The sequence below is a fragment of the Aeromonas sp. R5-1 genome (assembly GCF_040908265.1).
Classification (GTDB): Bacteria; Pseudomonadota; Gammaproteobacteria; order Enterobacterales; family Aeromonadaceae; genus Aeromonas; species Aeromonas caviae.
Genome location: NZ_JBFODJ010000130.1, coordinates 13660 through 31735, shown reverse-complemented (window position 1 = coordinate 31735; position 18076 = coordinate 13660). Strand labels below are relative to the sequence as shown.

20 protein-coding genes are annotated in these 18076 nt (G+C 65.0%); 10 read left to right on the top strand and 10 right to left on the bottom strand.

What is annotated here, in order from left to right:
- The first annotated feature begins 157 nt into the window (after positions 1-157).
- On the top strand, positions 158-2122 hold the full coding sequence (locus AB5Y64_RS18945; protein WP_039039796.1) for an LTA synthase family protein: 1965 nt from the start codon (positions 158-160) through the stop codon (positions 2120-2122).
- Positions 2123-2177: 55 nt separating this feature from the next.
- Here AB5Y64_RS18945 and AB5Y64_RS18940 read toward each other — a convergent pair whose 3' ends face one another.
- Entirely contained in the window at positions 2178-2648 is a 471-nt protein-coding gene (locus AB5Y64_RS18940) for an Lrp/AsnC family transcriptional regulator (protein WP_010672715.1), read from the bottom strand.
- A 149-nt stretch (positions 2649-2797) separates the two neighbouring features.
- Here AB5Y64_RS18940 and AB5Y64_RS18935 point away from each other — a divergent pair, with 149 nt between their 5' ends.
- Positions 2798-3316 (top strand): tyrosine-protein phosphatase, encoded by a 519-nt coding sequence (locus AB5Y64_RS18935; RefSeq protein WP_039039797.1) that lies wholly within the window; start codon positions 2798-2800, stop codon positions 3314-3316.
- Positions 3317-3321: 5 nt separating this feature from the next.
- Here the strand turns inward: AB5Y64_RS18935 and metA are convergent, their stop codons facing one another.
- Positions 3322-4269 carry a homoserine O-succinyltransferase gene (metA, locus tag AB5Y64_RS18930; RefSeq protein WP_010672713.1) on the bottom strand — a complete coding sequence of 316 codons (948 nt, stop codon included), beginning with the start codon at positions 4267-4269 and terminating at the stop codon, positions 3322-3324.
- Positions 4270-4413: 144 nt separating this feature from the next.
- On the opposite strand from metA, the gene AB5Y64_RS18925 reads away from it, so the two are divergent.
- Together AB5Y64_RS18925 and AB5Y64_RS18920 are read left to right on the top strand one after the other, a co-directional pair.
- The gene (locus AB5Y64_RS18925; protein WP_029313584.1) at positions 4414-5658 is read left to right on the top strand and encodes an HD-GYP domain-containing protein; all 1245 of its coding nucleotides are present in this window, start codon (positions 4414-4416) and stop codon (positions 5656-5658) included.
- Positions 5659-5686: 28 nt separating this feature from the next.
- On the top strand, positions 5687-6862 hold the full coding sequence (locus AB5Y64_RS18920) for a CinA family nicotinamide mononucleotide deamidase-related protein (protein WP_039039798.1): 1176 nt from the start codon (positions 5687-5689) through the stop codon (positions 6860-6862).
- On the opposite strand, the gene AB5Y64_RS18915 is transcribed toward AB5Y64_RS18920, so the two are convergent.
- Positions 6859-7374: a metal-dependent hydrolase gene (locus tag AB5Y64_RS18915; protein ID WP_010672710.1), complete on the bottom strand. Its 516-nt coding sequence runs from the start codon at positions 7372-7374 to the stop codon at positions 6859-6861. The genes AB5Y64_RS18920 and AB5Y64_RS18915 overlap by 4 nt on opposite strands.
- A gap of 37 nt (positions 7375-7411) precedes the next feature.
- On the opposite strand from AB5Y64_RS18915, the gene AB5Y64_RS18910 reads away from it, so the two are divergent.
- From AB5Y64_RS18910 to AB5Y64_RS18895, 4 genes are all read left to right on the top strand, one after another.
- The gene (locus AB5Y64_RS18910) at positions 7412-7651 is read left to right on the top strand and encodes a hypothetical protein (protein ID WP_039039799.1); all 240 of its coding nucleotides are present in this window, start codon (positions 7412-7414) and stop codon (positions 7649-7651) included.
- Positions 7652-7768: 117 nt separating this feature from the next.
- Positions 7769-9433 carry a DUF342 domain-containing protein gene (locus AB5Y64_RS18905; RefSeq protein WP_039039800.1) on the top strand — a complete coding sequence of 555 codons (1665 nt, stop codon included), beginning with the start codon at positions 7769-7771 and terminating at the stop codon, positions 9431-9433.
- Between the two features lie 113 nt (positions 9434-9546).
- Complete coding sequence (yidA, locus tag AB5Y64_RS18900; protein ID WP_039039801.1) at positions 9547-10356, top strand: sugar-phosphatase; 810 nt, start codon at positions 9547-9549, stop codon at positions 10354-10356.
- Between the two features lie 363 nt (positions 10357-10719).
- Positions 10720-11490, top strand: coding sequence for a gamma-glutamyl-gamma-aminobutyrate hydrolase family protein (locus AB5Y64_RS18895; protein WP_039039802.1), 771 nt, complete (start codon positions 10720-10722; stop codon positions 11488-11490).
- A gap of 151 nt (positions 11491-11641) precedes the next feature.
- Here the strand turns inward: AB5Y64_RS18895 and AB5Y64_RS18890 are convergent, their stop codons facing one another.
- The 7 genes from AB5Y64_RS18890 to AB5Y64_RS18860 all read right to left on the bottom strand — a co-directional run bounded on the left by AB5Y64_RS18890 (position 11642) and on the right by AB5Y64_RS18860 (position 17016).
- Positions 11642-11974 carry a hypothetical protein gene (locus tag AB5Y64_RS18890; RefSeq protein ID WP_234704016.1) on the bottom strand — a complete coding sequence of 111 codons (333 nt, stop codon included), beginning with the start codon at positions 11972-11974 and terminating at the stop codon, positions 11642-11644.
- Between the two features lie 143 nt (positions 11975-12117).
- Entirely contained in the window at positions 12118-12828 is a 711-nt protein-coding gene (locus tag AB5Y64_RS18885; protein WP_039039804.1) for an HAD-IA family hydrolase, read from the bottom strand.
- 93 nt (positions 12829-12921) lie between these two features.
- Positions 12922-13899 carry a tyrosine recombinase XerC gene (gene xerC, locus AB5Y64_RS18880; protein ID WP_039039805.1) on the bottom strand — a complete coding sequence of 326 codons (978 nt, stop codon included), beginning with the start codon at positions 13897-13899 and terminating at the stop codon, positions 12922-12924.
- Positions 13892-14572: a DUF484 family protein gene (locus tag AB5Y64_RS18875; protein WP_010672702.1), complete on the bottom strand. Its 681-nt coding sequence runs from the start codon at positions 14570-14572 to the stop codon at positions 13892-13894. Before AB5Y64_RS18875 ends, xerC begins: the two co-directional genes overlap by 8 nt.
- Positions 14573-14651: 79 nt before the next feature.
- A complete protein-coding gene (dapF, locus tag AB5Y64_RS18870; RefSeq protein ID WP_029313578.1) occupies positions 14652-15482 on the bottom strand; it encodes a diaminopimelate epimerase in 831 nt (276 codons plus the stop codon).
- A 62-nt stretch (positions 15483-15544) separates the two neighbouring features.
- Positions 15545-16795 carry a diaminopimelate decarboxylase gene (lysA, locus tag AB5Y64_RS18865; protein ID WP_039039806.1) on the bottom strand — a complete coding sequence of 417 codons (1251 nt, stop codon included), beginning with the start codon at positions 16793-16795 and terminating at the stop codon, positions 15545-15547.
- Positions 16796-16815: 20 nt separating this feature from the next.
- Positions 16816-17016, bottom strand: coding sequence for a lipoprotein (locus AB5Y64_RS18860; RefSeq protein ID WP_010672699.1), 201 nt, complete (start codon positions 17014-17016; stop codon positions 16816-16818).
- A 73-nt stretch (positions 17017-17089) separates the two neighbouring features.
- Between AB5Y64_RS18860 and cyaY the strand changes: the two genes are divergently transcribed.
- Positions 17090-17404 carry an iron donor protein CyaY gene (cyaY, locus tag AB5Y64_RS18855; protein WP_010672698.1) on the top strand — a complete coding sequence of 105 codons (315 nt, stop codon included), beginning with the start codon at positions 17090-17092 and terminating at the stop codon, positions 17402-17404.
- Positions 17401-18054 carry an alpha/beta hydrolase gene (locus AB5Y64_RS18850; protein ID WP_039039807.1) on the top strand — a complete coding sequence of 218 codons (654 nt, stop codon included), beginning with the start codon at positions 17401-17403 and terminating at the stop codon, positions 18052-18054. The genes cyaY and AB5Y64_RS18850 overlap by 4 nt, the downstream gene beginning before the upstream one ends.
- Positions 18055-18076 lie beyond the last annotated feature (22 nt).

Sequence of the window (18076 nt, the reverse complement as noted above, 5' to 3'; positions counted from 1 at the left end):
GAACCCTGCATCCCGTCACAAAAAAATCATAAAACGTGCCAACTTTTCCATGTATACCCCATGCCCATGCAACCTTTGCCAGGCGCCACTGTCATACTCCTGCACCATAACAACAATGCGTCCGGGGACTGGGCGCAAACAGGTTTGCAGGAACAATATGACCACCATCAGACAATGGCTGGGACCGGTTTGGCCCATCGCCGTATTTTCATTGATCGCGCTCATCTCCCTGACCGTCAGCCGCCTTGGCCTGGGGCTCTGGCAACTGGAACGGGTGGATGCTGTCTCTGGCTGGCAGGAGATGCTGCTGCAAGGCATTCGCGTCGACGTCGCCACCCTCTGCTGGGTCTGGGGCGTACCCGCCGTCTTGACCCAGTTGCTGGCCGGGCCCCACGCGCCGGGGCGGCTCTGGATGCAGCTTATCCGGATCTGGCTCACCCTGGGGCTCTGGCTGATGCTCTTTCTCGAGATCTCCACTCCCGCCTTCGTCACCGAATACGGGGTGCGCCCCAACCGCCTCTATGTGGAGTACCTCATCTATCCGAAAGAGGTGCTCTCCATGCTGTGGGCTGGCCGCAAGGGCGAGCTGCTGCTGGCCGTGATCTTCAGCGGCGCCGTGCTGGGCGGTGGCTGGTGGCTGAGCGGCCGCCTGGTGCGTGACCTAAGCTTCCCCCGCTGGTACTGGCGCCCCGCCTTCGCCCTGCTGATCCTCGCCGTCGGCTTCCTCGGCGCCCGCTCCAGTCTCGGCCATCGCGCCCTGAACCCGGCCATGGTGGCCTTTGCCGACGATCCCCTGGTCAACGCCCTCACCGTCAACTCCGCCTACTCCCTCTTCTTTGCCATCAAGCAGATGGGGGCCGAGGAGGACGCCAGCCAGTTTTACGGCAAGATGGCTGACCATCAGGTACTAGACATAGTCCGCGAGGAGAGCGGCCGCCCTCTCGGCGATTTCACCTCTGCCGATCTGCCGAGCCAGACTTTCAATACGGCCAGCTACCAGGGCAAGCCCAAAAACCTGGTGATCCTGCTGCAAGAAAGCCTGGGGGCCCAGTTCGTCGGCTCCCTCGGCGGCCTGCCGCTCACCCCGAACATCGATGCCTTGTCGAAAGAGGGTTGGGCGTTCGAGCAGCTCTACGCCACCGGTACCCGTTCGGTACGCGGCATCGAGGCGGTGCTCACCGGCTTCACGCCGACCCCGGCCCAGGCCGTGGTCAAGCTCGGCAAGAGCCAGACCAACTTCTTCACCATCGCCGACCTGCTCAAGCAGCGAGGCTATGACACCAGCTTCATCTATGGCGGCGAGAGCCACTTCGACAACATGCGCAGCTTCTTCCTCGGCAACGGCTTCACCACCATCGTCGAGCAGAAGGACTTCAAGAACCCGGTGTTCGAGGGATCCTGGGGCGCCTCGGATGAAGATCTGATGGCCAAGGCCGACGAGACCTTCGCGGCGCTGCACAAGGAGGGCAAACCCTTCTTCAGCCTGGTGTTCAGCTCCAGCAACCACGATCCCTTCGAATTCCCCGACAACCGCATCGCCCTGTACGAGCAGCCCAAGCAGACCCGCAACAACGCCGCCAAGTACGCGGACTACGCCGTCGGCGAGTTCTTCAAGAAGGCCAGGGCATCGGACTACTGGAAGGACACCCTGTTCCTGGTCATCGCCGATCACGACAGCCGGGTCGGGGGAGCCAGCCTGGTGCCCATCCCCCGCTTCCACATCCCGGGGGTCATCCTGGGGGACGGCATAGCACCGAGAAAGGACCCCCGCATCGTCAGCCAGATCGACATGGCCCCGACCCTGCTCTCCCTCATGGGCATAAGTGCCGACTACCCCATGCTGGGCAAGGATCTCACCCGCATGCCCGCCGACTGGCCGGGACGCGCCATCATGCAGTACGACAAGAACTTCGCCCTGATGCGCGGCAAGGATGTGGTGATCCTGCAGCCCGAGCGGGCGCCGGAAGGCTTCATCTACGAGGATGCGACCGAGACGCTCACCCCGGCGCCGCAGCCGGGCGCCATGAAGGATGCCGCCCTGGGGCTGGTCCTGTGGGGCAGCCTGGCCTATCAGCAGGGGCTCTACCGGACGGCGCAGGACAGCCGGCTGGCTCTCAACTGAGGAACCGCCCACAAAAAAACCGCCCTCGGGCGGTTTTTTCTTGCGGCTCGCCCCATCAGGGGTGGGGGAAGCAGGGGAGCGAGCGGCTGAACCTGTGCTCGAACACCAGGGAGGTCTCGAGGTGCACCACCTCTTCCCGGGAGGTGAAGTGATCGAAGACGAAATTGCGCAGGTGTTCGGTATCGGAGACGCACAGGTGCACCAGGAAATCATCCTTGCCGCCCATGTGGAACAGGCTGATCACCTCGGGCAGGGCCAGGATGGCGTCGCGAAACGCATCGATGATCTGGCGGCTGTGACGGGCCAGTTGCAGGGAGACCATGGCCTGGATGTGACCGCCCAGGGCCTGGTAATCCACCTCGCAGTGCGCCCCCTTGAGCACGCCATCCTGCTGCAGCTTGCGCACCCGCTCCAGACAGGTGGACGGCGCCACCCCGACCAGGGCCGCCAAATCCTTGTTGGTCATGCCCGCATCGCGAAACAGATGGGCCAGGATGTCCAAGTCCAGTTGATCCAGGTTTCTCATCTTTACTCCTTGCATCGCTCGATTTTTTTAGACTCTGCCCGTAAACCGGGCCGAACACAACGCAGATTGACATCGCCTCCGGCCCCTCTATGCTGTGCCGCACCCGCGGGATGCCGATCCCGTTGATCCCGGCCACCACGAGGAACCCCATGCTCAGTGCCCATCCCTTCTGGAGCCTGGACATTCCACGGCTCGACGGCCAGCTCCTGCTCACCCCCTGCCCCGGCAGCCAGCAGGTCCCCATGGCCGACGCCCTTGCCCAGTTGCAGCTGGCCGGTGCCGGCGGGGTGCTTACCCTGATGACGGAAGAAGAGCTGGCCCTGTGCGGGCCCCTCTCTCTCGGGCAGCTGGTGCAGGCCAGAGGCATGAGCTGGTTCCATCTGCCCATTGCGGATGACGAGGCACCGGATGCAGCCTTCGAACAGGCCTGGCCCGGGGTGCAACCCCGACTGCTCGCCCTGCTGCGCGAGGGACGGCACCTTGCCATTCACTGCCACGGCGGAAGCGGGCGTACCGGGCTGGCGGCCGCCCTGCTGCTGATGACCCAGGGGCTGCCCCAGCAGGAGGCCATGACCCTCATCCGGGCCAGACGGCCACGGGCCTTCACCCTGGCCTGCCACCGTCACTGGCTCGATACCCGTGGACGGCGGCTGGCCGGGGCGGACTGAGGGCTCTATCCCTTGGGCTGCTGGTAGGTAAAGACCTTGCCGATGTCTTCCACCTTGTAGCTGGTCAACTGGTAGACGTAATAGTTGAGCCAGTTGGAAAACAGCAGGTGACCGTGGCTTCGCCAGGTGGCGCGCGGGGTCTGGCTTGGATCGTTGTTCGGGTAATAGTTGACCGGAATGACGGGGGTGAGCCCGGCCGCCAGATCCCGCCGGTATTCCCCATCCAGGGTCAGGGCGTCATATTCCGGATGGCCGGTGACGAACACCTGGCGACAATCCTTGGTGGCGGCCAGATAGACGCCCGCCTCTTCCGACTCGGCGAAGATCTGCAGATCGGTGTGGGCGCGGATGAGATCCCCGTCGAAGGCCGCATAGCGGGAGTGGGGCGCCACGAATTCGTCATCGAAGCCACGCAGCAGCGCCTCGTGCTCGTCGAGGCGGTGGTGGCGATAGACCCCGGAGAGCTTCTCGCCGTGGGTCTGCTTCTCCATGCCGTACAAGGCTTTCAGCGCCGCCTGCACCGCCCAGCAGAGGAAGAGGGTGGAGGTGACATGCTGATGGGACCACTCGATGATCTCGACGATGCGGGGCCAATAGACCACCTCCTCGAACTCCACCAGCCCGAGCGGCGCCCCCGTGATGATCATACCGTCGTAGTTGTTGCCTCTCACCTGCTCGAAGTCGTGATAGAAGTTCTCCAGGTGCGCCTGGGGCGTGTTTTTCGACTCCCGATCGTCGATGCGCAACAGATCCACGTCCACCTGCAAGGGCGAGTTGGAGAGCATCCGCATCAGCTGGATCTCGGTTTCTATCTTCTTGGGCATCAGATTGAGGATGAGCACCCGCAGCGGGCGGATGTTCTGGGTGACGGCCCGGGATTCCGTCATCACGAAGATGTTCTCCTGCCCCAGCACTTCGGCGGCGGGCAACTGGTCCGGGATCTTGATCGGCATGCTGACTCCCTGTACTGCATCGGTAAATATGTCTGGACATCTAGAAGCCTATAATAAAGCGCTCCCGCTGTCATCAGATACCTTTTGTATTCACCCCGCCCTTTGACTAGCATACGGCTCAGTGTGTCCCTCGTGCCCAACCCCATGACAGGAATCAAGATCTCCGTAGAACGGCTGCAAGTCGGCAATTATGTCTCCCTGCCTTTGGGATGGCGTGAGCACCCGTTTCTGTTCTCCAGCTTCAAGCTCAAGAGCGAGGAGGAGATCGAGCTCATTCGTCGCCTTGGCCTCAAGCTGGTGACCATCATTCCCGACAAGAGCGACACGCCGCCCAAGCCCCTCGGCCAGACCCAGCCCCAGGCGGATGAGGTTGAGGGAGAGGGTCTCGTCGCCCGCCAGGAGGAGATGCAGCAGGAGAAACTGCGGCGCATCGAGCAGTTGCAGCGCTATCGCCGCGACCTGCAGCAGTGCGAGAAACAGTTCCGCCAATCCCTGGCCCAGGTGCGCAACCTCATGGGCAAGATCCAGTCCCGCCCCCTCAACGCCATCAGCGAGGCCCAGGAGCTGATCAACGCCATGACGGAGCAGCTCCTCTCGGTGGACGAGATGGTGCTGCACCTGGTCTCTGACAGCGATGATGGCAACAGCCTGCAGTTTCACTCCCTCAACGTCAGCGTGCTCAGCATGCTGCTCGCCCGGGAGTGCAAGTTGCCGGCCGAGGCGATCCGCCAGGTCGGCATGGGGGCCCTGTTCCATGACATCGGCAAGCTGAGGATCCCGAGCCAGATCCTGCGCAAGACGGAGCCGCTGACCAAGCCGGAGCAGAACCTGATGGCCCAGCATCCCCGCTACGGCCTGGAACTGCTGGGGCTGGTCAGCGATTTTCCGGAAGCAGCCAAGCAGATAGTGCAGAACCACCATGAGTACCTGGACGGCACCGGCCCCCAGGGGCTCAAGGGGGATCAGCTCGATCCCCTCACCCAGATCGTCTCCCTCATCAACGAGTACGACAACCTCTGCCACCTGGAGGCCAAGGTGCCCTACGCGGCCCTCGGCAGCCTCTACAAGCAGCGCAAGTCCCAGTTCAACGCCGATCACCTCGGCATGCTGATCCGGCTGATGGGGGTCTATCCCCCGGGCAGCGTGGTGCAGCTCTCCAACGGCCAGGTGGGGCTGGTGATGTCGGTCAACGCCTCCCGCCTGCTCTACCCCGCCGTGCTGGTATACGACCCCCGCATTCCGCGCCAGGAGGCGGCCATCATCGACCTCGACGCGGCCGGGCTGACCATCGCCAAGGTGATCCAGCCCAAACGCCTGCCCCCGGCGGTGTTCGAATACCTCAACCCCCGCACCCGGATCAGCTACTACTTCGAACACGGCAAGCCCTGAGAGGGCTGGCCCCACCCAAGGAGTCCCCATGCGCATCGAGATCATCAGCACAGGCGACGAGATAGTGACCGGCCTGGTGGTGGACACCAATGCCGCCTGGCTCAGCGCCCTCTTGCTGGAGCAGGGCTGGCAGGTGCGCCGCCGCGCCACCGTGGGGGACAACCTCGCGGATCTGACAGCCGTACTGCAGGAGAGCGCCAACCGCGCCGAGGTGGTACTGGTGTGCGGAGGGCTCGGCCCCACGGCAGACGACCTCACCGCCCAGGCCGCGGCCGAGGCGTTTGACCAGCCCCTGACCCTGTTCCCGGACTGGCTCGCCACCATGGCCGAACGCTATGCCAGTCGGGGCCGCACCATGGCCCGGAGCAACACCAAGCAGGCCTGGCTGCCCCGGGACTGCGAGATCCTCGACAACCCGGTGGGCACCGCCTGCGGCTTTGTGGTCTGCCACCCGGCCAGCCACGGCCAGAGCCGGCTCTTCTTCACCCCGGGCGTGCCGTTCGAGTTCAAGCAGATGGTGCGCGAACAGATCATGCCCCGCCTCAAGTCGCTGGCCGGGGAAGAGACCGACACCGAGCTGCGCCGTTTCTACACCTTCGGCGTCTCGGAGTCCGCCCTCAGCGACATGCTGGATGCGGCCCCCTGGCCTGCCGGCATCGAGCTGGGCTACCGCTCCTCCATGCCTCTCATCGAGCTCAAGCTCATCGGCCACGGTGCCAGCACCGCCGACATGGACGCCGCCGAGGCGAGGCTGCTTGCGGCCATCGCCCCCTGGCTGGTGGGGCGTGGCAACGAGGCGCCTGCCAGCCAGATCCTGGCCCTGCTGGGGGAGCGGTCGCTGCACCTGCAAGAAGGAGAGAGCCGGGGCGCCCTGCTGACCATGTGTCACGGGCACCCGGCCCTGACCGCCGGCTTCAGCCACACCCTGAGCGACGATCTGACTCAACTGGCGGTGCCCGCCGCCCCCCTGAGCCTCACCATAGGCCGTGCCGGGCCGGACGGCGTGCCGCTGCTGCTCTGCGCCGACGGGCAACTGCACGGCCAGACGCTCAGGGTCAGCCACCCGGATCCCGCGAGCGGTCGCCGGATCCTCGCCTTCGCCGCCCTCGACATGCTGCGCCGCCACCTGCTGGGGCTGCCGGTGCTCGCCGATTACCTCACCCTGACCCGAACGGCCAGATGCCAGGAGGGCGCCCGGGGCTAGAAGTGAGCCAAGCCTGCACCGCCATGGACCCAGTACCCGGCGAGCGCCAGGGTCAGCAGGCAGAAGGCCCTCTCGTAGCCCCCGCCGCTCTTGAGGGGCAGGCCGGGCAGGCGAAAGCGCCGACGCCAGGGCCAGAGCAGGGGAATGCCCATGGGGGTGAGCCAGTCCCCCAGCAGATGGCTGAGATAGCCCACGATGAGGGCATCCTTCACCGCCCCCGACAGCAACCAGGGGGCTTCCACCTGGGCCAGCCCCCAGACCCCCATCCCCACCGCCAGCAGGCTGTGGGTGAAACCGCGATGGCCGAACAGCCGGGAGAGCGGCCCCGAGATCCAGGGCAGTTGCCGCCCGAGCAGGGAACGGGGGTGATCGAGATCCGGCAGCAAGGCGCTCGCCAGGGCCATGGGGACGATGTGCCACAGGCTGGCATCGGCCAGGGCCGGAGTCAGTTCGACCTTGTGGGCAAGCAGGACGCAGGTGACGGAAAACAGCAGGTGGCCTTGGGCGGTCATGGGGCTCGTTCGGTTGGACAGAAAAAGGGGCTGATCGATGGTGACCAGGGTCCTCGCCCTGGGGCGGCGGCAGATTAAAATCCTTCTCTTCCTGCCTGGCAAGGTGATTTGCATCGCCACCTTCAACGTGGTTGACACTCTGGATAGCGAAAGCATAAAACGTCAGCATATTGCGCTAAAAAACTGCAATGGAGCCCATGGCATGGCCGGCTCTGCCCCTCTCCCGTCAGCCGATATTTCCTCAACCCGGCTCACCCATTTGCATTCAGATCGTTGACCCGGAAGGAAAAATACCCGAATACTGCGCGTTGGATCCGCCCCGGCGGCATTGGATGCCGGCAAGGAGAGGCCCCGGCATGGGGCAAACCGGACAGGGACAACGAAGGAGGGCCCGGTGTTAAGCAAAGCGTGGTTTCAGCTGTCGGCCGACATGAGCTATGTCTGCCTGCGCATCACCTCGGGCCTCACCGAGCCCATCCAGGAAAGCGACGTCCTGGCCCTGCTGCGACTCTCCAACTGCCGGCGCTACGAACCCCTCGGCGAGGGGATCCGCGAAGCCGTCACCCTGCTCAACGCCCTCATCGCAGAGCCGGATGCCCCCGCGCATCCGCCAGTCCCCATTGCCCGGCGCCAGGATGCCAGGCTGCTCATCCAGGTGGACAAGGACCAGATGAGCGCCAGGGCGCAGATCACCGCGGACTGGGGTGGCCAGCCCCTGACCCTGGCCCGGTTGCAGGAGGCCCTGGCGGCCAGCACGGTCAAGCAGGGGGTGAGCGAGCGACTGCTTGCCGCCGCCATCCAGGCGGCGGGTGAGGCTGCCCCCGGTGCCCAGCTCAATCCCGTCATCGCCCTCGGCAAGGCCGCCAGGCACGGCCTGGATACCCGCCTGGAGCGACTGGTGGAGACCGCAGCCGAGCGGATCCTCAAACCCCAGGAGCGGGATCACGGCAAGGTGGACATGCGCGACCTCGGCACCCTGCTCACCGTCAAGGCGGGGGCGTTGCTGATGCGCAGGCACCCCGCCACCCAGGGCATCGACGGCTTCACCGTGACGGGCCAGACCCTGACCGCCCGCCACGGCAAGGAGAGCGCCATGACGCCGGGTGACGGCACCTGCCTCTCCCCCGAGGATCCGGACCTGCTGCTGGCGACACGCCCGGGGCTCCCCTGTCAGGAGCGTGCCGGGATGCGGGTCGACGAGGTGCTCAACGTCAAGCAGGTCGACATCCGCCACGGCCACGTCGAGTTCGAGGGATCGCTGCTGGTCACCGGGGACGTCATGCCCGGCATGCGCGTCAAGACCAGCGGTGACGTGGTGATCGGCGGCTTCGTCGAGGGCGGCTACATCGAATCCGGCGGCACCATCACGGTGCGTAACGGCATCATAGGGCGCAAGCTGGCGGACGACGAATACCTCTGCCACCTCAACGCCGGGGGGGAGATCCACGCCAGCTATGCCCAGTACGCCAGGCTGGAGGCCGATGGCGACATCCATATCCTGAGCCAGCTCAGTCACTGCTATTGCCGCAGCGGCCAGGATCTCAAGGTGGGGGACAGCGCCATGCGCAAGGGGCACCTCATCGGCGGTATCAACATCGCCAACCGGCTCATCATGGCACCGGTGCTCGGAGCCTCGGCGGCCAACCGGACCCGGTTGCAGATCCTCGGCGGCTATTTCAGCCAGAAGGAGCAGGAGCTGGCGCTTCGCCAGCGCAAACAGACCTGCGCCGAGCAGATAGACAAGCTGCAGGATCTCATCCTGCGTCTGCTGCAACTGCCTCGTGACAAGCGCAATCCCGAGACCCTGCAGAAGATCAAGGCGCTGCGCACCCGCCAGTTCGACGAGAGCAAGAGCCTGGACGAGCAGCTCGCCGAGGCGCAGCGGGAGCTGCAGGCGCTCATGGCCAACATGGACATCATCGCCACCCAGCGCCTCTTCCCCGGCGTCGAGGTGGAGATGGCCCATCACCACAACAGGGTCGACATCGAGCACGGCCCCATCCACTTCGCCATCCGGGAAGATCAGCTGCAACTGACCCCCTACCAGGGCCAGCGCTGAGGGGCAACGTGCCCCCGCGTCGGCAGGCGGCGTGATCCCGGCGGCGATTTTCGCTACACTCGGCCTCCCCATGGCCCCATCGGGCGGGCCGGCCAGACTCAGGTAGTGAGAAGATGTACAAGCTGATCGCATTGGATATGGATGGCACCCTGCTGACCCCAGAGGGCCGAATCTCCCCCCGCACCCAGGCCGCCATCGCGGCAGCCCGCGCCAGGGGCGTGACCGTGGTGCTGGCCTCCGGCCGCCCGCTGGAAGGCATGACCGCCGCCCTGACCGAGCTGGGCCTCACCGGACAGGATGACTACGTCATCTGCTACAACGGCGCCCTGGTGCAGCAGGTGTCCGAGCAACGCATCATCCGCAGCCAGTTGCTGACCGGCAGCGATGCCCATGCCATCGCCCACCTGGCCTGTGAGCTGGGGGTGAACATCCACGGCTTCTCCGTCCGCCAGGGGCTCATCAGCCCCAGGATCAGCCCCTACACCGAGCACGAATCCCGCCTCATCGGTCAACCCATCAACCTGGTGGACTTCGCCACCCTGCCCGACGACGAGCAGATCATGAAGGTGATGATGATTGACCCAGAGCCCCTGCTCTCCCGTGCCATCGCCCAGCTGCCCGCCGAACTCCACGAGCGCTATACCGTGGTGCGCAGCGCCCCCTACTTCCTCGAGTTCATGAACAAGCGCAGCAACAAGGGCACCGGCGTCGCCGCCCTGGCCGAGCACCTGGGGCTGGATGCCTCCCAGGTGATCGCGGTGGGGGATGCGGGCAACGATCACCACATGATCGCCTACGCCGGACTCGGGGTCGCCATGGGCAACGCCACCGACGAGATCAAGGCGCTGGCACAGCACACCACGGGGCGCAACGATGAAGACGGGGTCGCTCAGGTGATCGAACGTTTCATCCTGAACGCCTGAGTCGACAAGGGGCCCTGTGGGCCCCTTCTGCTATCCGGCCGCCCGGCCAGATGTTTAATATATCCACCATCAAATCTCTCGCCGCACCAGACATCCCCCCTCAAGCCCCTTTAAATGGGACTCACAGCCCTATCTCGGCATCAGCGGTTAACATAATTGCATCATTTTGTTTGACATATTGAACGGCCTTGGCAGACTGGAGGCAGGATCCAGGCTGTCGTTGCCAAGGCTGACCGACGATTCTGGCACGCTGGCGCGACCCTGATCCCACGACCATGCCTTGAGGTATGCCCTTGCGAGCCGAGGCGGCAAGGGCCTTCCCAAGGCGCAGGATGAGACCGCCAAGGATAGCCAAGGTGACCTATGCCCAACCCCAGTGCCCATAACAAACCCGTCGTGCTGATGACCATGGGGGCCCAGGCCCGCAGTGGCCACGCCTACCAGGTCATGACCCACAAATACATCAAGCCTCTGGTGGAGATCAGCGGCTGCGTGCCGCTGCTGGTGCCCACCTGCTGTGGCACCGAGGATCTGGAGCAGTATCTGGACCTCGCCGACGGGGTCTATCTGAGCGGTGCCGGATCCAACATCGATCCTGCCCTCTATGGCCAGGAGAACCTCACCCCGGAGAAGCCCCAGGACAGGGACAGGGATCTGTTCGATATTCCCCTGGTGCGCGCCGCCCTCGACCGTGGCCTGCCGATCCTCGGGATCTGCCGCGGCATGCAGGAGATCAACGTGGCCCTGGGGGGGGACATTCACCAGAAGGTCTATTGCGAGCCGGGTTATGACGATCATCGGGAGGATGCGGATGACCCGGTGGACGAGCAGTATGGCGAGAGCCATCAGGTCGAGCTGGTGCCCGGTACCTGGCTGGCCGAGCTGATGGGGCAGCCGTCGATTCCGGTCAACTCCCTCCATGGGCAGGGGATCAAGACGCTGGCCAAGGGGCTGGCACCCCTGGCCCATGCCGAAGACGGGCTGATCGAGGCGATCCACGCTCCCGCCCTCTCCCCCTTCCTGCTGGCGGTGCAGTGGCACCCGGAGTGGAAGGCCAGCGAGAACCCCCACTCCATCAAGCTCTTCACCGCCTTTGGCGACGCCTGCCGCCGGTTCAGGCAGCAGGTCGGCTAGTCGCCGACCCCTTGCCCTTGAGCCTGGGCAGGGCCCCGTGCATCGGGGGCTGCCCGGAGGCATCCGACGTGGCGGGCCTGTGACCCCCCCACGCCATCAAGCTGTCCACTGCCTTCGGCGATGCCTCCTGCCCATTCAGGCAGCAGACGGGCTAGTCGCCAAATCCCTTGCCCTTGAGCTTGGGCAGGGCTCCGCGATCAGGGCGCAGGGTTCGGCAGACATCCAGCCCCTTGAGGCCCCGCTGGATATGGTCCGGGGCCTGCCCGAGCACCATGCCGTTGCCGCGATAGAGACGGGCATCCTCCAGCTCGAACAGCTCGCCGCCGATGAGCAGTTGCTCCCGGCCATTCACCACCTTGCCCCGTTTCAGGGGCAGGGTCATGTCCACCTGGATCTCTCCGGTGGCACACCCCTCGCGCCAGCGCGCCTCGTCGGAAAACGGGGAGATGGCGATCTCCCGCCAGGATCCGTCCCTGAACTCCATCCGGTAACGGTCTTGCACCAGATCGCATCCCGCCAGCACCACGGGGATCGCCAGCCAGATGACACCCTTCAGTCCCTTCACGCCCTTGCTCCCTTGTTGTTATTGCCCGATATACATCACGGAATCTGTCCCTCACCCCCAGCTCAGAGCAGCAGGGTGGCCAGATCCTGCAGCTGTCCCAGCTCCACATCCGGCAGCAGCGACAGCGACTGCCAGGACTGACCGCTCTCGTTGAGCCAGGCGGCCCGAAAGCCGTGCAGCCTGGCCCCCAGCACGTCGGTCACCGGGTGATCCCCCACATGGAGGATGCGGCCGGGGGTCAGCCCCAGGGCCTCTTGCACCTGCACGAACATGTCGGGCGCCGGTTTCATTCTGGCTCCCGCTCCCGCCTTGCAGACCAAGGTGAAGTAGCCAGCCAGACCCGCCAGCTCCAGATCCAGGTTGCCGTTGGTGATCACCGCCAGCGGGTAGCGCGCCGCCAAACGAGCCAGCAGGGCGTGAGTCGCCTCGCTCACCTCTATCTTCGAGCGCTCGGCCATGAAGCCGGTGAACACCGCCCTGGCCTGCTGCTCCGCCAGCCCGGGCTCCATGCCCCCCTGCACCAGGGCCTCGCGAATGCCCCGCTGCCGCGCCAGGCTGACGTCGTGGCTCAGCGCCGGGTGGTCCAGCAGCAACTGGCGCTTGAGCGCGAGCCAGCGCGGTTTGTCCAGCATGGCGGTAGCCAGGTATTCGCTGCGCAGATGGTCCAACATCCACTGTTCCGCCCGCGCGATGGCGGGACCGTTGTCATAGAGGGTGTCGTCCAGATCGAACGAGATGGCGGCCACCGGCTGCCAGCGACGGTAAAACTGCATGGCTGTTTCTTTACTCCTCATTCTCTGGCGTTGCGAGCGCCCGCCTGACCCGGGCGACGTGGAGATTGTCATCCCCGCAGATCGCACACCACATCACTCATCCTCCGGCGTTTCCGGATCCCGCTTCGCTCGCGGGTGGGCACTGTCATATACCTTGGCCAGATGCTGGAAGTCGAGGTGGGTATAGATCTGGGTGGTGGAGAGATCCGCATGCCCCAGCAGCTCCTGCACCGCCCGCAGATCGCCGGAGGATTCCAGCATGTGGGTGGCGAAGCTGTGGCGCAGCTTGTGGGGATGCACGTGGGCATTGAGCGCCTGCTTGTTGCCCCAGCCGTCGAGCCGCTCCTGTACAGAGCGGGCCGAGAGCCGCTGCCTGCGCTTGGAGACGAACAATGCCTCCCCCTCGTCACCGGCCAGCAGGGGGCGTACCTTGAGCCACTTGTGCAACCACTCCACCGCCATCCGCCCGATGGGCAGCACCCGTTCCCGCGAGCCCTTGCCGATCACCCTGAGCTGGCGCTCGTCGAGCTTCACGTCCGCGAGGTTGAGCCCCACCAGCTCGGCAAGGCGCAGGCCGGAGGAGTACATCAGCTCCATGATGGCGCGATCCCGTACCGCCAGCGGATCCTGCTCGTCGGTGATGTTGAGCAGCTGATACATCTCGTCCACGTCCAGGTTCTTGGGCAGGGGCCGCCCCTGCTTGGGGGTGACGATGCCCCGCGCCGGGTTGGCGGTGAGCCGCCCCTGGCGCACCTGCCAGTCGCAGAAGCTGCGCAGGGCCGACACCTTGGTGGCAAGGGAGCGGGGCGCCAGCCCCCCCTTGTGCATCCGGGTCACCAGACTGCGCACCTGGCTCGCCTCGAGCCGGGCCCAGTCGTCGACCCCGAGCTTCACCAGCTCGGCAGTCATGGCTTCCAGGTGGGCCTGATAGTTGCTACGGGTGTGGGGGCTGAGCTGGCGCTCGACCCGCAGGTATTCGATAAAGGCGTCCAGCTCCCCCGCCAGTGCGACCGGCAGGGGGTCGGCGGCAGGGGGCGTCCTGGCAGGGGCTCGGGTCGTTGCCTTAGCCACGGGCCAGCTCGGGCAGACGCAGTTGCAGCAGACGCCCCAGCTGACCCAGCAGCAGGGTGTCGTTGTGGGGGGTGAAGTGGCTGGGATCCGAGCTCGCGAAGGCCAGCACGCCGAGCTCCCCGAGCCGCATCAGGGCCACCGAGTTGACCAGCACATCATTGCCAAACAGCGCCTGCTTCTCGCTCTGGTTGAGGCGACCGAAATAGTAGTCCGTGCCGGGCAGGCGCTGGCCCAGCAGTTGTTCGAGCTGTTTGCCCTGCGCCAGGAAACGCTGCTCGGGGCCGCTCAGCTGGAAATGCCTGGGATTGAGCCAGAGCCGCAGGCCGGTGAGTCGCAGCCGCTGGACGAAGGCCTTGCCCATCACGGCGCTCAGCTCGAACAGGGTCTGGCAACCGTAGATCTCCCCGTAGAGATCCGCATAGACCCGGAAGATCCGCTCGTTCTCGCTGGCGACCCCCATCAGTTCGGTGATCTCCTGCTCCAGCTGCTCGATGCGCTCCCGCTGTCTGTCCAGCTGGCGCTCCACCAGGGAGATGGTGCCCTTTTGCGCATGGGGAATGCGGATCTTGTCCAGCATGGCCCCGTGACGCAGGAAAAACTCGGGATAACGGGCCAGGTACTCCAGCACTGTGGCTTCATCCACCAGTGATTCCTGCCGTTTGAGTTCGCTCATAACTTGGTTGATCCATCCGAAAAAGGGGCCAAGGGCCCCGATATGATCCGTTGATGGAGCGGGATCACCCGCTCCTTGTCTACAACTCTATCTGGCCGTCAAAGACGTGCTCGGCCGGTCCCGTCATGTAGACGGGCTGACCCGGTCCCTTCCAGGCGATGGTCAGCTTGCCACCCGGCAGGGTGACGGTGACCCGCTCCTTGAGCTTGCCCTGGCTGATGCCTATCACCACGGCCGCACAGGCCCCGGTCCCGCAGGCCAGGGTCTCCCCCACCCCGCGCTCGAAGACCCGCAGCTTGATCTCGCTGGCGTTGACCATCTCCATGAAGCCGACGTTGACCCGCTCGGGGAAGCGCTCGTGGCGCTCCATGATGGGTCCCAGGGTCTCCACCGGCGCATCGGCCACCGAGGGCACCTCGATGACGCAGTGAGGGTTGCCCATGGAGACGGCACCGCACATCACGGTGTGATCCTGGGCCCGCAGCAGATACGTCTTCTCCGCCTTCTGGGCACGGAACGGGATCTTGCCCGGCTCGAACTGGGGCACCCCCATGTTGACCGTGACCTGGTTCTCCCCTTCCAGCTGCAGAGTGATGCGGCCCCGGGCGGTACTGACCGCGATGCGATCCCGGTTGACCAGCCCCTTGAGACGCACGAAACGGGCGAAGCAACGGGCCCCGTTGCCGCACTGTTCCACCTCGCTGCCGTCGGCATTAAAGATGCGGTAGTGGAAGTCGAGCTCGGGGTCATAGGGCGGCTCCACCAGCAACAGCTGGTCGAAGCCGATACCGAAGTGACGATCCGCCAGCTTCTTGATGATGTCGTTGCTGAAGAACACCTTCTGGGTGACGCCATCCACCACCATGAAGTCGTTACCGAGGCCGTGCATTTTGGAAAACTCAATCAACATCGCGCGTTCCTGTCTCACCGTTAATCACGCTCTCACATGGAGGAACGCTGAAAATCCATCCATCACGGCAGCAGGTGCTCGCCACGCCAGAGATCCGCCAACTGCTCCCGCTCACGGATGAGGTGCGCCTGGTCACCGTCCACCAGCACCTCGGCCGCACGGGGTCGGGTGTTGTAGTTGGAGGACATGGTAAAGCCGTAGGCGCCAGCGGAACGCACCGCCAGCAGGGAGCCCTCGGCAATCGCCAGGGTACGCTCCTTGCCGAGGAAGTCGCCGGTCTCGCACACCGGGCCCACCACGTCATAGAGTGCCTTCTCGTGGGTCGCCCGGCTGTCCACCTCGATGATGTTCATCCAGGCGCCGTAGAGGGAGGGGCGCAGCAGATCGTTCATGCCGGCGTCGATCAGGGCGAAGTTGCGAGTCTCGCCGGGTTTGAGGAACTCGACCCGGGTCAACAGCACACCGGCGTTGGCGACGATGGCGCGGCCCGGTTCGAACAAGAGGGTCAGATCCCGGCCCGCCAGCTTCTGCTTGAGCGCCTCGGCATACTCGGTGGGGTGCGGCGGCTGCTCGGCGCCGTAGTTGACCCCCAGACCGCCGCCCACGTCCAGGTGATGGATGTGGATGCCTTCCGCCGCCAGCTCGTCGATGAGCTTGAGCAGCTTGTCCGCCGCCTCCATAAAGGGATTCAATTCAGTGAGTTGCGAGCCGATGTGGCAATCCACCCCCTTGATCTCGATGTGGGCCATGGCCGCTGCCTTGCGGTAGATGGCGGGCGCCTGTTCGATGGGGATGCCGAACTTGTTCTGCTTGAGGCCGGTGGAGATATAGGGGTGCGTGCCTGCGTCGATGTCCGGGTTGACCCGCACCGAGACCCGCGCCTTCTTGCCCATGCTGCCTGCAACCCGGTTCAGGCGCTCCAGCTCGGCTTCGGACTCCAGGTTGAAGCAGAGGATCTCTTTTTCCAGCGCAAGGCGCATCTCGGCTTCGCTCTTGGCGACGCCGGAGAAGACCACCTTGGCCGGATCACCGCCCGCCGCCAGCACCCGGGACAGCTCGCCGCCGGAGACGATGTCAAAGCCCGAACCAAGGCGTGCCAGCAGATTGAGCAGGGCCAGGTTGGAGTTGGCCTTGACCGCGTAGCAGATCAGGTGGGGAATGTCGCCAGCCGCCTGGTCGAAGGCATGCCAGTGGCGTTCCAGGGTGGCGCGGGAGTAGACATAGAGCGGAGTGCCGTACTGGTCGGCAAGCTGTTGCAGGGGAAGCTGTTCGGCCTGAAGCTGACCGTCTGCGTCGTAGTTAAAGTGATCCAAGGGGGCGGTTCCTTCCTAGATTATTGCGGCGCGGCCTCTGAGGCCGGTGTAGCGGTCGCAGGCGAGGCGGCTTGCGGTGTACTCTCTGTCTTGGGCTGTGTCTGCTCTGCAGGTGCGGGCTGTTCGGCCGGCGGCATGTAGAGCGGCCCCGTCAGGCCACAGGCGGCCAACCCGAGCGACAGCGACGCGGCAAACAGGCACTTGGTGAACTGGGTAATCATAATGGTTCGCTGCGAAAAAATTTTTGGCCCTCTATAATCGCACTCACATTGTTAAAAGCAACAGGATAAACCGATGAAGGATCACGAGTATCACGCCCTGACCGACGCCTTTTTCCAGTATGTGGAAGACACCATCGACGAGGGGTATCCGGATATCGACTGCGAACGCGCCGGCGGGGTGCTGACCCTGAGCTTCGAGAACAAGACCAAGGTCATCATCAACAAGCAGGAGCCCCTGCACCAGATCTGGGTCGCCACCCGGGAGAACGGCTTCCACTTCGAGCTGCGCGGTGACAGCTGGATCGACAACCGCTTCGGCGACGAGCTCAAGGCCCTGCTGACCCGGGCCTGCACCACCCAGGCCGGCGAGCCCGTGGTCTTCTCATGACGGATCTGCATCCCGAAGGTGCCCGCCATGCGGTGATCTGGCTGCACGGGCTGGGGGACTCCGGCGCCGGCCTCGCCCCCCTGGTGGAGGCGCTGGCCCTGCCCGCCGACCTGCCCGTCCGCCATCTGCTGCCGGATGCGCCCGAGCGCCCCATCACCATCAACATGGGCTACAGGATGCGCGGCTGGTACGACATCAAGAGCTTCGAGGATCCGGCGGATCGCGCCGTGGAGTCCCATGTCAGGGAGTCAGCGGCCCGTATTGCCGCGCTGATCGACCAGTTGGTGGCCGAGGGTTTCCCCCCCGAGCGCATCGTGCTGGCCGGCTTCTCCCAGGGGGGCGTCATCGCCTCCTTCACCGCCCTGCGTCATCCGGTGCCCCTGGCAGGCCTGCTCTGCATGTCCACCTACCTGGCGGTACCCGATGCCCTGCAAGCAGAGATGAGCGAGGCGGCCCGCGTCCTGCCCATCTGCTACATGCACGGCATCTATGACGACGTGGTGAACCTCTCCATGGGCTGGGACGCCAAGAACCGGCTGGAAGCGGCGGGACTCAGCCCCGAGTGGCACGAATACCCCATGCGCCACGAGATCTGCCGCCCCCAGCTGGGCGACATTCGCAGCTGGTTGCTGGCCCGCCTCGGCGCCTGATTGTCGGCTCACGGGTAAGACA

What these genes read in the sequence shown, in the direction of transcription:
- AB5Y64_RS18895 (WP_039039802.1), top strand. Translation starts at nt 10,720, where the DNA reads ATGCCCAACCCCAGTGCCCATAACAAACCCGTCGTGCTGATGACCATG.
- AB5Y64_RS18945 (WP_039039796.1), top strand. Translation starts at nt 158, where the DNA reads ATGACCACCATCAGACAATGGCTGGGACCGGTTTGGCCCATCGCCGTA.
- cyaY (WP_010672698.1), top strand. Translation starts at nt 17,090, where the DNA reads ATGAAGGATCACGAGTATCACGCCCTGACCGACGCCTTTTTCCAGTAT.
- AB5Y64_RS18850 (WP_039039807.1), top strand. Translation starts at nt 17,401, where the DNA reads ATGACGGATCTGCATCCCGAAGGTGCCCGCCATGCGGTGATCTGGCTG.
- AB5Y64_RS18860 (WP_010672699.1), bottom strand. Translation starts at nt 17,016, where the DNA reads ATGATTACCCAGTTCACCAAGTGCCTGTTTGCCGCGTCGCTGTCGCTC.
- AB5Y64_RS18885 (WP_039039804.1), bottom strand. Translation starts at nt 12,828, where the DNA reads ATGCAGTTTTACCGTCGCTGGCAGCCGGTGGCCGCCATCTCGTTCGAT.
- AB5Y64_RS18890 (WP_234704016.1), bottom strand. Translation starts at nt 11,974, where the DNA reads ATGGAGTTCAGGGACGGATCCTGGCGGGAGATCGCCATCTCCCCGTTT.
- AB5Y64_RS18915 (WP_010672710.1), bottom strand. Translation starts at nt 7,374, where the DNA reads ATGACCGCCCAAGGCCACCTGCTGTTTTCCGTCACCTGCGTCCTGCTT.
- AB5Y64_RS18910 (WP_039039799.1), top strand. Translation starts at nt 7,412, where the DNA reads ATGGTGACCAGGGTCCTCGCCCTGGGGCGGCGGCAGATTAAAATCCTT.
- yidA (WP_039039801.1), top strand. Translation starts at nt 9,547, where the DNA reads ATGTACAAGCTGATCGCATTGGATATGGATGGCACCCTGCTGACCCCA.
- dapF (WP_029313578.1), bottom strand. Translation starts at nt 15,482, where the DNA reads ATGTTGATTGAGTTTTCCAAAATGCACGGCCTCGGTAACGACTTCATG.
- metA (WP_010672713.1), bottom strand. Translation starts at nt 4,269, where the DNA reads ATGCCGATCAAGATCCCGGACCAGTTGCCCGCCGCCGAAGTGCTGGGG.
- AB5Y64_RS18940 (WP_010672715.1), bottom strand. Translation starts at nt 2,648, where the DNA reads ATGAGAAACCTGGATCAACTGGACTTGGACATCCTGGCCCATCTGTTT.
- AB5Y64_RS18875 (WP_010672702.1), bottom strand. Translation starts at nt 14,572, where the DNA reads ATGAGCGAACTCAAACGGCAGGAATCACTGGTGGATGAAGCCACAGTG.
- AB5Y64_RS18935 (WP_039039797.1), top strand. Translation starts at nt 2,798, where the DNA reads ATGCTCAGTGCCCATCCCTTCTGGAGCCTGGACATTCCACGGCTCGAC.
- AB5Y64_RS18925 (WP_029313584.1), top strand. Translation starts at nt 4,414, where the DNA reads ATGACAGGAATCAAGATCTCCGTAGAACGGCTGCAAGTCGGCAATTAT.
- AB5Y64_RS18920 (WP_039039798.1), top strand. Translation starts at nt 5,687, where the DNA reads ATGCGCATCGAGATCATCAGCACAGGCGACGAGATAGTGACCGGCCTG.